Genomic DNA, 13,042 nt, shown 5'->3' with positions numbered 1-13,042 from the left:
GGTATCTCCGTTTGGACGTTCTGGATGTTCAGCTCTTGGTGGCGCCGGCGAGCATGCCGGTCACCAGGAAGCGCTGGGAGAACAGGAACACGATGAGCACCGGGGTGATCGCCAGCAGGGTCGCCAGCGCGAGCTCCGGACGTTGCACGGCCAGGTCCCCGACGGTCGGGTTGAACTGCGGTACGTCGTTCAGCAGCGTGCCCAGGCCCACCTGGACCGGAAGCTGGCTGCTCTGCGGCAGCATGACGTAGGGCAGGAAGTAGTTGGTCCAGTTGGCCACGAAGCTGAAGAACCCGACGAGCGCCACGATCGGCGCGGCCAGCGGCAACGCGACCCGGCGGAAGACGCCGATCTCGCTGCAGCCGTCCAGCCGTGCGGCCTCCAGCAGTTCCCTGGGAAGCGCGGTGCTGAAGTAGATGTAGGCCAGATACACGCCGAACGGATAGAACGCGTACGGCAGGATGATCGACCACATCGACCCGATCAGGTGCACCGCGTTGACTTCCAGGAACAGCGGCACGACCAGCGTCGCGTTCGGCATGAGCATCACCACGAGGGTGGCGATCAGCAGCATGCGGCGGCCGCGGAACTCGGTCATCGCCAGCGCGTAGCCCGCGGGGATCGCCACCAGCAAGGTGATCACGAGCGCCAGGAACGAGTAGACCGCGGAGTTGCGCAGCCACTGGAAGATCGCGTCGTCCTGGTAGGAGGTCAGCGCGTCCCAGTTGGCCCGGAGCGCGTGCCAGGACCCGACCGACAGCGGGTTGCCGTGCACGAGCTGGTCGTCGGTCTTGGTCGCCGCCAGCACCAGCCAGAGCACCGGCAGCACGAAGAAGATCACGAACAGTCCGAGCACCAGCGCGGGCAGCGGGTTGCCCGGCTTGCGGCGGCGTGCGGCGGCGCTGCGTCGCGGTCCGGGGCCGGCGGGCGGGGCCGCCGTCGCGGTCCGGGTACGGAAGGCCGATACGCCCGGGTGTCCCTCAGTCGGCATCGAAGAACCCCGATCTGGCGACGAACACGGCGGCCACGATCAGGCCGACGAGCAGGAGCTCGACCGAGATGGCCGCGGCGGTGTCGACGTCGTTGTTCTGGAAGGCGAAGTCATAGGAGAGCTGGTTCAGCGAGTAGTCGGTGCCCGCGACGCCGACGCTGGCCTGCGAGAGCAGCTGCGGTTCGACGAACAGCTGGGTGCCGCCGGCGAAGGCCAGGATCACCATGTAGATGATCCACTTGCGCAGCATCGGGATCTGGATCCGCCGCGCGGTCTGCCAGGCGCTCGCGCCGTCGATGCGCGCGGCCTCGATGACCTCGTGCGGGATGTTGTTCAGCGCCCCGTGCATCACCACGATCCACCCGCCCGCGCCGGTCCAGAACGCGATCAGGGTGAACAGGACCGGCAGGTGCCCGGGGGCGACCACCTGGCCGAAGGTGGCGAACCCCATCGCCCGGAGCAGGAAGCTCACCGGGCTCACGGTCGGGTCGAGCAGGAACAGCCACACCATGACGCCCGCCGCACCGGCCAGCGCACCCGGGATGTAGTACAGGAACCTCAGGGCCTTGCTCACACCGCGGGCGGTCAGCCGGTGCAGCAGCAGCGACAGCCCCACGACGAGCACCACCAGCGCCGCCAGCCAGAACAGCAGGTACAGCGCGACATGCTCGACGGCCGGTACGAACCGGAAGTCCGACGCGGCCCGGGAGAAGTTCGACAGACCGGCGAAGTGCGCGTTCCCATTGGTGAACGCGAAGTAGACCGCGTAGCAGGTGGGCACGATGCCGAACGCGATCAGCAGCACCACGTAGGCGGCGACGAAGCCGTGGCCGGCCCGGCCGGGCCACAGCGTGCGCCGAGTGCTGCGCGGCGCTGTGGTCCGGCCGGTCGTCGCAGTGCGTGAACTCACTTCGACGTCACCTGGTATCCGTCGGCCTTGGCGTGGTTCGCGATCGAGTCCTGCCAGGCCGGCAGCAGGGAGGTGATGGTCTTGCCGGCGTTGACGCCCGGGGTGACCGTGGCCGCCCAGACCGCCTCCTGGCTGAACTGGCCGTAGCCCCAGCCCGACCACACCTGGCCGGCCGCGGTCGTCAGCGGCGCGGTGATGTCGTCGGCGTAGTACCCGGAGGCGGCCTGGGCCGCGAGCCAGGTCTTGGCCGCCGGCGCATAGGCCGGGTAGCCCGGGGCCAGCTTGCCCTGGTAGTCGTCGGCGGTCGTGACCCAGGTCAGGAAGTCGGTCGAGGCCTTGAGGTTCTTGCTGTGCGCGGACACCAGCCAGGTGCCGCCGCCGACGTTGCCCACCGAGGGGCTGGTCTCGCCGGCCCACTGCGGCATCGGGGCCACGCCGATCTGCCCGGCCGGGGTCTTGAAGGTGCCCTGGAACAGCGCGCCGCCGTACCACGACGGGCCGGGCATCATCAGGATCTTGTCGGGCTCGTTCTTGTCGAAGTCGGAGCTGAACACGCTCGAGATCGACATGGTCTTGTTCTGGATGAGCGTGTCGAGCAGCCCCGCCATCTTGGTGCAGTTCGCACTGGTGGTGTCGACGGTGACGGCCTTGGCGCCGGTGATCTGTATCTGATTTGCGCCGCACTTGCCGGCCCACATGTAGACCTCGGGGGTGAAGGTGTCGCCGGCGGCGCCGACCAGGTAGCCGGGGTGCTCGGTGGCGACCTTCTGGCCCAGTGCCTGGTACTGCTCCCAGGTCGTGGGGACCTGGTAGCCCCACTGCTTCATGAGCTTGTCGTTGTACCAGAGCACGGTCTGCGACAGGTCGTTGCGCAGGCAGTAGACGGTGCCGTCCACGGTGCACGGGGCGTTGGCGTCGGTGGCCCAGCCGTCCAGCGTGGCCTGCGGGATCAGACCCTTGTTCAGCGGCGCGGTGAACCCGGCCTGAACCGCCCACGAGGTCTCGTTGTTCTGCGAGCTGAAGACGACGTCCGGCCAGCCCGACCCGGTCCGGTTGAACAGGGAGACCTTGGTCTGCAGGTAGTTGGAGCCGTTGGCGTCCCCGTCGTAGGTGACGATGTCCATCTTCACCTCGGGATGGTCCTTCTGGTACAGCTTCGCGGCGGCCAGCCGGGTCGAGTCGACCCAGACCGTCAGGGTTCCGCCGGTCTGCGCGGCGGGCTTGAAGGTGCCGCTGCTACCGGCTGTGCCGGCCTTCCCCGAGCTCGAGCCGCCGCAGGCGGCGGCACCGAGCGCGAGCAGGGCTCCGACCGCCACGAGCGCGGTGCGTCCGCGACCGCGGCCCGTGGCCGGCGCGCCGATGGCGCGGAATTTCACTTTCATGAACGACTCCCCTGCACTGGGGCACCGCCGAGCTGCGACTGGGCGGACCGGAAATGAAGACATGTGTCCTACTCATCGGGTCGATGCGACTCGGTTTCGGGCCGTCGCCCCGATGTTGCCGATTGGTTACCGGTAACACACCCGAGGCGGTGACCTGTGGCACACATAACAGCTGGGCAGGGGGGCGCGCGTCAAGAGGGCAGCACACATCTCTTCAACATCTTTTTCCGTGCGCGCCATCCGAGCCGCGGTTATGCCCGACTTGCTTACGGTTTGGACGCGGCTTGGATGCCGTCGATGGTCATATGTGTAGGACCCATCTGGTCTCGAATGAGGTCCACATGTATGCTCCTTGGCACTTGGTACCAAAGCAGGGGTGAGGGAGGCCACGGTGGACGGCACACCCGTCCTGGCGGAGGACGGCGCGTCCACAGGAAGACTGGAAGAGGCCCGGGCCGACACCTACCGTCCGGGCTATGAACTGATCGCGGAACAGATCCTGCAGCTCATCGTCGAATCGCGGCTCCAGCCGGGCGACCGGATGCCGACCGAGAAGGAACTGGCCGAGCGCCTGGGGGCCAGCCGGACCGTGGTCCGCGAGGCGATCAAGATCCTGTCGGCCGTCGGCCGGGTCCGCGCGCAGAAGGGCCGCGGCCTCTACGTCGCCGACGACGAGGGCATGCTGGGCTCCTCACGGTGGGGCGGCTTCTTCCTGCCGACCGACCTGGACCACGTCTACATGCTCTTCGAGTTCCGGCGGGTCCAGGAGTCGGCCGCCAGCAGGCTGGCCGCGACCCGGGCGACCCCGGCCGAACTGCGCGCCATCGAGACCGCGGCGCAGCTATGCGAACAGGGCCACCTGACCGACCAGACCGCGCTGTTCGACCGCGGCGACGACGAGTTCCATCTCGGCATCGCCACCGCCTCGCACAACCCGTTCCTGCTCGCGGCGGTCCGCGAGGCCCGCCGCCTGCAACGCCAGTCCAGCACCATCGGCCTGCACGGCGCCCTGGGCAGCCACGCCGCCGAGGCGATCACCGAGCACGCCGCGATCTACGAGGCGATCCGCCGCGGCGACCCGGAGGCGGCGGCCGCGGCGGCGGGGGTGCATCTGGACAAGACGCTGGAGGACTATCGGCGGGAGATCCAGCGGCGTTTGTTCGGGTGAGCTTTTTGGCTGACGGGGACGGGGCGTCGGGTTCGTGAAGAACGCCGTGTCCGTGAAAAACGCCGTGCTCAGCGCAGGCTGGCTTCGAGGATCGAGTAGGGGCTGGGGGTGGCCACGGCTCGGTCGAGGCTGAAGCCGGCGCTGTCGAGCAGGTCACGGTACTCCTGCTCGGTGCGCTCCTTGCCGCTGAGGATGCCGAGCATGGTCAGGTCCATGGACTTGATGGGGTGCGGCTGGTCTCCCGGCGGGATCAGTCCTTCGAGGATCAGCACTCTGGCGCCCGGCTCGGCAGCGGCCGAGATAGAGCCGAGGATGCGCCGGCAGTCCTCGTCGCTCCAGTCGTGCAGGATCCAGCCGAGAACGTAGATGTCTGCTATGAGGCGGTCGGCGGCGGGCTCGGCACGGCACTCTGCTCGGCACTCTGCTCGGACATCTCGCGTCACTTTCGTTCTCTGGGAGCCACCGATCGCACCATCGGTGGCTTGTACGCTCAGTGAGCGTACAAGCCACCGTCTGGTCGCCGCTCAGGTCGCGGTGACCGTGACCGTCGGCACCGCGTTGCTCCCGGAGTAGCTGGCGGTGAAGCCGAAGCTGGTGCTCGCCCCGGGTGCGATCACGTTGTTGTACGCGGCGTTGGTCGCGGTCACGACCTTCCCGGTCTGCGTCTCCGTCGCGTTCCACATGTTCGTGACCGTCTGGTTGCCCGCCCAGGTCCAGGTGACCGTCCACGACTTCGTCGCCGTGGTGCCCGTGTTCGTGATGGTCACGTTGGCGTTGAAGCCGTTGCCCCAGTCGCTGCTGACGGTGTATGTCGCGGTGCACGCCGGACCGCCGCCGCCGGTGGAGCCGGCGCTGGTCGTCGCGGTGACGGCGGTGGACGCGGCCGAGACGTTCCCGGCGGCGTCGTAGGCCGAGACCGTGTAGCTGTACTGCGTCGAGGGCGTCAGGCCCGAGTCGGTGAACGTCGTCGTGGTCGACGTCCCCGCCAGCGTCGTGCCCCGGTAGACGTTGTAGCCGGTCACCGCGACGTTGTCGGTCGAGGCCGTCCACTTCAGTGAGACGCTGCTGCTGGTGGTGCCGGTGACGGCCAACCCGGTCGGCACGCTCGGCGGGGTCGTGTCGCCGCCTCCGCCACCGCCGCCGGCGATCAGTTCGCCGTACACCGCGTACGCCATGGCGATGTCCGCCTGGGCCCAGAAGCGGTGGTAGGTGAACACCGGCGCGGAGCCGCCGCTGAGGTAGGCCTGCACCTTCGGCCAGTCGGGGTCGCTCTTGTACCAGGAGCGGATGGAGATGAACGTCGCCCCGGGCGCGATCGGGTCGCCGTTGGGCATCTTGCCCGACCAGCCGGACGGCACGTAGACCGTGTCGTTGAACTGGCTGTAGTCCTTGCGCGTCTCGGGCGTCGCGATGCCCTTGGTGTCGGCGTACGTCGCCATCACGTCGAGCAGGCTCTTGGCCAGGGTCGCGGACGCGGTGTCGCCGGACTTGGCGGCGTAGTACGTCAGGGTCTTGACGTAGGCCGCGGCCACGCCGACGTCGCTGCCGTACTCGGCGACCGAGACGTGCAGCCCGGCGTTGCCGCCCGGGCTGGTCGGGTTCCAGGTGTCCGGCTGGCCGGTCCAGCCGAGGGTGGAGGGGATCTGGAAGCTGGTCGCGGTGACCGTGGTCACGGAGGAAGCCCACGCGATCCACTTGCGCAGGATCGTCTTGGCGGTGGCGTTGCCGGTCACGTAGTAGTACTCCGCGAGCCGCTCCATCGACCAGGCCTGCATGCCGAACCAGTTGTTGCTCGGCGGGTCGTGGTAGACCGGCTCCCAGTCGTACGCCATGCCGTAGAACGTCGAGTCGCCCGACGGCGGCACCGCGTACTGCCCCTCCCAGCTGTTCGTGCAGCCGCCCGCGATGGCGCCCTCAGCCGACTGGAGCCACTGGTAGAACTCCATCGTCCGCGTCAGGCTGGCGGTCCAGTCGGTCTTCGCAGTCGGGGACATGGGGGTCAGGGCCGCCACGTTCGACATCGCCCAGACCGCCAGCGGGTTCTGATACCCCTGGTGCGCCGCGCCGTCGCCGATCCGCCAGGCCCAGCCGCCCCCGGGCTCGGCCCCGCCCCAGGCGTAGTACCAGGCCAGCAGGTAGTGCTCCGAGGTGCGGCCGCTGCCGGCCGAGCACGTGGAGGCGTTGGTGCAGTTCCCGATCTGCTTGAAGTACTTGTCGAACAGCGAGTACCGCAGGAAGTCGCCCATCTTGGCGGCCTTCGCCACCGAGGCGGCGATCTGGCCCTGGTTGCCCTGCGCCGAGGCCCAGTGATAGGCCCAATACGCCGCTTGGACGGCGCGCGCGTCGGCATCGGGGGCGGTCGTGTACTTCCACTGCTTGGAGTAGGCGCTGGACTGCGCGACGAACAGGTCGAGGTAGCCGTTCGGACCGCCGTACTTGAACAGGTCCGTGGTCGGCTGCGGAATCGTCTTCCACACCGACTCCGCCGCGCCGCGCTGGTAGCTGTTGATGAACGACGGCCCCGTCGCCGTCGGCCCGGCTTCCCCGCCGGTGCCCGGCGTGTTCCCGTAGCCGTACTTGTTGTCGACGTCCATCAGCCAGTGCATGCCGTAGATGTCCGAGGTGCCGTACGTCGAGGTCAGCTCGTTGGCCAGCGGGTCCTGGCCGACCGACACCGAGGTGTTCAGGGGGCTGGGGTAGCTGCTGGGGGCCGGCCACTCCGGGGCGTAGGTCGCCGGCGAGCTCGGGTTGTAGGAGCTGTTGGTCGGCTGGTCGACGTGCTGCGGGATGATGTAGTGCTCGGCGGTCGTCCACGCGTTGTTGAACGCCGTCCAGTCGCCGGTGACCCGGCCGTACGTCGCCTCCAGCCACATCCAGAAGCTGAACGCCTCCGAGGTCGTCTGGTGCCCGTAGTCCGGCGCCTCGACGATCAGGGTCTCGACACTGTGGTAGGGGATCCCGGCCGCGCTGAAGTAGCCGTTCGCAGGATCCTTGATCTTCTTGTACTGCGTGAGGAACTGCTGGGTGTAGGCATCCGTGGCGGCCGACGTCGCGTCGGGGGCGGCGCTCGCCGCCCGCGTGACGGAGGGGGCGATGGCCGACGCCAGGAGGGCGCCGCCGGCCGCGGTCGCGAACTGCCTGCGAGACAGCTGTTTGCTCATGTTGGACCTCTGCTTCGGGGACCTGCCGAGATGCGGACCGGCAGAAAGTGGGCTGCTGGTGGCGCCGGGGGCGAGGCCTCGGCGCTGGTGTCGGCGTTGACGTCAACGGCTCGAACACCGGTGATGTTCGGCTTGGCGACACATGCTGTCAACACGCTCGGGGCTTCACAGCCTCCTCAGTGCGACGGAAAATCGCAGGTAGAGACCATGATCGAGACTTGAGTCAGGGCGAGCGCCGCCACGTTGGCGGTGAAAGTTACACCTGCGCAACGCGGGAACGTCGGCCGACGCTCAGGACCGGAATGCGGGAACGCCAAGCCGGCCGGGCACCAAGGCCCGGCACGGCATGGTCGATCGCTATGTCTCAGCTACATGTGGCTCCATTCACGGTGAAGCTCGTCGGGGAGCTGTCGTTCGCGGTGAACGTGCCCTGGAACCCGAACGAGGTGTTCGCTCCTGGCGCGATCGATCCGTTGTAGGCGGCATTCGTAGCGCTCACAGCGGCGCCGTTCTGGGTCGTGGTGGCGCTCCAGGCGTTGGTGATCTTCTGGTCGCCGGGGAAGGTCCAGCTCACGGTCCAGCCGTTGATCCCCGTCGTTCCGGTGTTGGTGATGGTGACGTTGGCGGTGAAGCCTCCCGGCCACTCGTTGGTTCTGGCGTAGTCGACACGGCAGGGGCCTGTGGTGGTGCCGCCGGAGACCGTCCACGTGAAGCTCGCCGATCCAGACGCTCCGGTGGAATCGGTCGCGGTCACCGTCACGGTGGAAGTTCCGGCGGTCGTCGGCGTCCCGGTGATCAGGCCGGACGAGGAGATCGACAGCCCGGCAGGAAGCCCAGCTGCCGTATACGTCAGCGTCTGGCCGGCCCCGGAGTCAGTGCCCTGAATCTGCACACTCGTAACGGCCTTGCCGACTGTCCCGGTCTGGTTGCCCGGGCTGGTCACCGTGACGGTGTTGCCGCCGGTCACCGTGCCGCCGGGGATCACATACGTCACCAGCGAGCGGCCCGGCACAGTCGCGCTGAACGCGCCGCCGTTGACCGTCGTCGTGCCCTGAGCCGCGACGGTGTTCGAGTTGTTCGTCAGGTACGGGGTCACCGTGGCGCCGTTCGCGACGCCGGTGTTCGCCAGCGAGTAGGTGATGGCATCGGAGCCGCTGCCGGTGTTGAGCGCCACGATCGCCAGCGAGCCGTCAGGGTTCTTGAACGCGCTCAGCTGGACCGAGCCGTTGGAGCTGCTCGCGCCGATGCGGACGGCGCCGGGGTGGATGTAGCGGCTGTAGTTGGCGAAGGCCCACAGCCGGCCGGTGGGGATCACCGAGTTGCCGTTGATCTCCAGCAGCCCCTCGTTGTCACCGTTCTCCGAGGGCGTGGTGCTCCCCCACCAATACAGATACGCGCTGAGGTTCGCCTGAGTCAGTCCATTGTAAATGTGCTGGGCCCAGGTCATCCCGGAGGCGTCGGAGCCGTCGTCCCACGCGCTGCTGAAACCTTCGAAGGTCGACCACTCGGTCTCCCACGCCGGCTTGGTCCAGCCCGGAAGCGGCGAGTTCGGCTCGCCGCTGTAGCCGTGGCCGGTCGCCACGGCCGTGGCGGCCAGCGCGGTCGGGTCGGACTCGATCGCCGCGGCGTACTGGCCGGCCTTCGGCCAGCCGGTGGCCGCGCAGCAGGAGATCTGCGTGGACAGGCCGGAGTTCTTCACCGTCGGGCCGAGCACGTCGAGCACGCTGGCCATCTGCGCCGGGCTCATCGTCATGCTGTCGTAGTTGGCGCTGAAGTCGGGCTCGTTCGACGGGCCGACGTAGGACAGCGGCACCCCGGCGGCGGCGTAGTCCTTGGCGTACTGCACCAGGTAGTTCGCATAGGCCTGACGCCAGTCGCCACTGGAGCAGGAGGCGCCCGCCGAGCCGCAGACCTGGCCGCCGTTGGAGGCGGAGTTGTTGTTCTTCATGTAGCCCGGGGCGCTCCAGGCGTCGGCGTAGACGTTCGTGACGCCGAAACGGGCCTTGATCTGCTGCGCGAACCACAGCTGGCCCTGGTCCTGGTTGGTCTGCGACATCGGCAGGTAGTTCGGCGCGGCGTTGGGGCCGCCGGGGTTGTTCGGCTCGATCGTGTTGCCCGAGTCCGCGCCGATCTCGTTGCGCAGGACGGTCAGCCCGGCGCCGGTGGTCGGGCTGTACAGGGCGGCCAGCGCCTGCTGCTGGACCGACGACGGGGCGTTCATCACGGTGGCCGCCTCGCCGAACGCCTCGGAGGCGCCGAACCCGGCGATGGTCTGGTAGGTCGTGGCTCCGTTGATCGAGGCGCTGTCCGCCGCGTACGCCGGTGCCGACGGGACCACGACCGTCAGTGCACACGCGCCGAGGACGCTCAGGCTTGCCGCGAGGGACACGATCTTGCGGCGATCGGTGCGTCTGGTCAGTGCGAGCATGCTCATGCTCCTTTCCGCTATGGGATTCGGGTCGGGATCGGCGCTATCCGAGGGTCCAGTGCTGGTTGCTCTGGCCGTTGCACGACCACAGCTGGACCAGGGTGCCGTTGGCGGTTCCGGCTCCGCTCACATCAAGGCAGAGTCCTGACTGCACGCCGGTGATGGTGCCGTTGGAATTCAGGTTCCACTGCTGGTTGGTCTGACCGTTGCAGGACCAGACGATCGCCTTGGTGCCGTTGGTGGTGCCCTTGTTATTGGCGTCCAGGCACAGGGTGCTGCCACCGACCGTGATGGTCAGCTCGTTCGAGGAGTTGTGCGTCCAGGTCTGGTTGACCTGGCCGTTGCAGCTGTAGATCTGCTGCTGGGTGCCCAGCGTGGTGGTCGAGTTCGGGTCGTCCAGGCACTTGCCGGCACCCACCGCGTGCAGCGCGCCGGTGTTGCCTCCGGTCGTGCCGCTGACGGCCCAGGTGAAGCTGGTCGAGCCGGAGGCACCAGTGGTGTCGCTCGCGCTCACGACGGTGGTGAAGGTGCCGCCACTGGTCGGAGTGCCGGAGATCAGGCCACTGAAAGAGACCGACAGGCCCGGCGGCAGACCGGTGGCGCTATACGTCAGCGTCTGTCCGGACGCCGAGTCGGTGGCGTGGATCTGCAGGGCACTGATCGGGGTGCCGGACGCCGCGCTCTGGTTGCCGGGGTTGGTGACGGTGACCGTGTTGCCGCCGGTGGAGCTGCCGTCCAGGCCCATGAAGTGGATGGCGTAGGCGGCCATCGGCGTGCCCTGGATCGGCAGCTGGTGCCCGGCGCCGACGATGCTGTACGCCTCGACCTGCGTGGTGCCGGCGCTGTTGTTGTAGCGGGTGCGGTTCCAGTTGGCGACCGGGGTGTCGCTCGACGACGGGGTCTGGCTCACGCCGAGGACGTTCGTCCACTGCTTGATCTCTTCGCCGAGGTTGTTGTAGTTCAGGGTGGTGTCGGCGGTGCCGTGCCACAGCTGCATCCGGGGGCGCGGTCCGGTGTAGCCGGGGTCCGCGCCGCGGGCCAGGTCGCCCCACTGCTGCGGGGTCATGGAGACCTGGCCGCCGGCGCAGGGGCCGTTCCAGCCGCGCACGGTGCCGGTGTAGAAGCAGTGGTAGGGCACGCCCATGAACGCCGCGCCGGCCTTGAAGACGTCCGGGTAGTCGGCGAGCATGACGTTGGTCATCATCCCGCCGGAAGACTCGCCGGTGACGTAGACGGCGTTGGCGTTCCCGCCGTAGTGCTGCTCGGTGTACGTGATCATCGACATCAGCCCCACCGGGTCGCTGCCGCCGTTGCGCGTCAGGGCCTGGTCGGAGGAAACGTCCCAGCAACTGCCGCCGGGGTTGGTCGAGGGGTAGATGACGACGAAGCCGTACTGGTCGGCCAGCGAGCCGAAGTCGGTGCTGGAGTACAGGTACGGGCCAGAGCCCTGACACCCGTGCAGCGCCAGTAGGACCGGCGGATTCGGCTTGACGTTGTTCGGCACGTAGAGGTACATCGCCAGGTTGCTCGGGTTGGTGCCGAAGTTCGTGATCTGTATCAATGAAACGGCGGGTGTCAGTGAGGCGGCGGCGGCCTGCGGCGCCGCGGGGAGGCTCACACCGACAGCGGCCGCGACCGCCACGAGCAGGCCGAGCAGGCGGGATTTCAGGGAGCGGGATCGCAGCATGGGACCTCTTAGTCCGGGGGCGGATGTTAGCGCTAACAGGGAGTTAGCCCGGCCCCGGACTGGCCGTCAACGACGGCGTCGGCCACGCAGGCGCGGGACCTGCGTCGAACCGATTCGGAGAGGTGGAGCGACCTGCCGATTCACCGCGCGGCGGAGGCGCGGGCGCGGCGACACACGCTGGAAACTTTCACCCGCTCAGAGCGCCGCGGCAGGATCGGCCGCCCCGGCTGCCGTTCACTGCCCGACCGTGCGGTAGCGGAGCTGCACGACGCCGTTTCCGAACCGGCGCTCGCTGATGAGCTCAAGGCCGACACGCATGCCAGTCGGCAACCCCGGCTTCCCCCCGCCAACAACAACAGGCAGGATGAACAACTGACACTCATCCACCAGCCCGGCCCGGAAAGCCTGCGCAGCAAGGTTGGCCCCTCCCACCATCAGATCACTGCCAGCCGCAGCCTTCAGCTCGCGCACCGCAGCCGCATCGAAGCCGCGTTCGATCCGAGTATCGGCAGTCGACACCGCCTCCAGCTTCGTGGAGTACACAACCTTGCCCGCCGCCTGCCACGCCCCCGCGAAGTCAGCCATAAGCTCGGAGTGCGCGGCCAAAGAGGCATCAGTCTCCCAAACAGCCATCGCCTCATACAGCAGGCGCCCGTACAGAAGCGTGCCCACAGACCGCAGGAGCTCGGTGTGGACCGCGAACACCTCGTCGTCGACCGGGAACCAGTCGAAGGCGCCGCGCTCGTCCTCGATGTAGCCGTCCAGCGACATGTTCGTCGCGTAAATCAGCTTCGCCATGGCTATACCTCTCGATGATCGGCCGCAACGGCCTGGGCATTCATCAGCGCGGCGTCCAACTTGGTGAACGCCTGGCGCCACCCCTCCTTGCTGTGGGGCGCCAGATGTTCGGGGAGCCACTGCCGGATCTCCAGCCGCGTCCGCCCCCCGGCCTCGTCGTGGAACTCGACCCGCACCCTCGTCTCGAACGGCTCGACCCCCTCCGGCAGCCGCCCACTGACATGCATGACCCCGTCGAGGAGTTCGCCCTCGGCGACATCGGTGAGGTCGACATGGACGTGCACGCGAAGCTCCGGCTCGGCCGCATTGACCTCCGTCCACCGCTGAAAGCCACCCGGCCGCACATCGAACTCGATCTCATCCCGCGGCAACGAGTTCCCGATCGGCCCCCACCACGCCGCCAGATGCTCAGGATCGGTGAAGGCCCGATAAACGAGCCGCCGCGGCGCATCGAACACCCGCGAGATGACGAGCTGCGGAGCCCCGGCACTCATGCGCCCTCCCCAGAGTATGTCTC

The 13,042-nt window shown here is 68.1% G+C and carries 10 protein-coding genes; 1 reads left to right on the top strand and 9 read right to left on the bottom strand.

The genetic code is table 11. The annotated features are described in order from the left end of the window. Positions 1–28 precede the first annotated feature (28 nt). From GWK61_RS21640 to GWK61_RS21630, 3 genes are read right to left on the bottom strand one after another with little or no spacing between them, the layout of a single operon-like run. Positions 29–991: a carbohydrate ABC transporter permease gene (locus tag GWK61_RS21640; protein WP_194910811.1), complete on the bottom strand. Its 963-nt coding sequence runs from the start codon at positions 989–991 to the stop codon at positions 29–31. After that, the gene (locus GWK61_RS21635; RefSeq protein WP_194910809.1) at positions 981–1,901 is read right to left on the bottom strand and encodes a carbohydrate ABC transporter permease; all 921 of its coding nucleotides are present in this window, start codon (positions 1,899–1,901) and stop codon (positions 981–983) included. The genes GWK61_RS21640 and GWK61_RS21635 overlap by 11 nt, the downstream gene beginning before the upstream one ends. Next, complete coding sequence (locus GWK61_RS21630; RefSeq protein ID WP_194910807.1) at positions 1,898–3,283, bottom strand: ABC transporter substrate-binding protein; 1,386 nt, start codon at positions 3,281–3,283, stop codon at positions 1,898–1,900. Before GWK61_RS21630 ends, GWK61_RS21635 begins: the two co-directional genes overlap by 4 nt. Positions 3,284–3,722: 439 nt before the next feature. Between GWK61_RS21630 and GWK61_RS21625 the strand changes: the two genes are divergently transcribed. After that, positions 3,723–4,451, top strand: coding sequence for a FadR/GntR family transcriptional regulator (locus GWK61_RS21625; RefSeq protein WP_438939775.1), 729 nt, complete (start codon positions 3,723–3,725; stop codon positions 4,449–4,451). A 68-nt stretch (positions 4,452–4,519) separates the two neighbouring features. On the opposite strand, the gene GWK61_RS21620 is transcribed toward GWK61_RS21625, so the two are convergent. The 6 genes from GWK61_RS21620 to GWK61_RS21595 all read right to left on the bottom strand — a co-directional run bounded on the left by GWK61_RS21620 (position 4,520) and on the right by GWK61_RS21595 (position 13,019). Then, a complete protein-coding gene (locus tag GWK61_RS21620) occupies positions 4,520–4,894 on the bottom strand; it encodes a methyltransferase (protein ID WP_194910799.1) in 375 nt (124 codons plus the stop codon). 81 nt (positions 4,895–4,975) lie between these two features. Next, a complete protein-coding gene (locus GWK61_RS21615) occupies positions 4,976–7,612 on the bottom strand; it encodes a glycoside hydrolase family 48 protein (RefSeq protein WP_194910796.1) in 2,637 nt (878 codons plus the stop codon). A 364-nt stretch (positions 7,613–7,976) separates the two neighbouring features. After that, positions 7,977–10,040 carry a cellulose binding domain-containing protein gene (locus GWK61_RS21610; protein WP_228562700.1) on the bottom strand — a complete coding sequence of 688 codons (2,064 nt, stop codon included), beginning with the start codon at positions 10,038–10,040 and terminating at the stop codon, positions 7,977–7,979. 43 nt (positions 10,041–10,083) lie between these two features. Beyond that, the gene (locus GWK61_RS21605; protein WP_194910793.1) at positions 10,084–11,727 is read right to left on the bottom strand and encodes an extracellular catalytic domain type 1 short-chain-length polyhydroxyalkanoate depolymerase; all 1,644 of its coding nucleotides are present in this window, start codon (positions 11,725–11,727) and stop codon (positions 10,084–10,086) included. Between the two features lie 234 nt (positions 11,728–11,961). Beyond that, a complete protein-coding gene (locus tag GWK61_RS21600) occupies positions 11,962–12,525 on the bottom strand; it encodes a dihydrofolate reductase family protein (RefSeq protein WP_194910791.1) in 564 nt (187 codons plus the stop codon). A gap of 2 nt (positions 12,526–12,527) precedes the next feature. Continuing rightward, positions 12,528–13,019, bottom strand: a complete 492-nt coding sequence (locus GWK61_RS21595; RefSeq protein WP_194910789.1) for an SRPBCC family protein — start codon at positions 13,017–13,019, stop codon at positions 12,528–12,530. Between the last annotated feature and the right edge of the window lie 23 nt (positions 13,020–13,042).

The organism is Catenulispora rubra (genome assembly GCF_015356825.1).
In the GTDB taxonomy this organism is placed as follows: Bacteria; Actinomycetota; Actinomycetes; order Streptomycetales; family Catenulisporaceae; genus Catenulispora; species Catenulispora rubra.
This window is presented reverse-complemented; position numbering and strand designations above follow the sequence as displayed.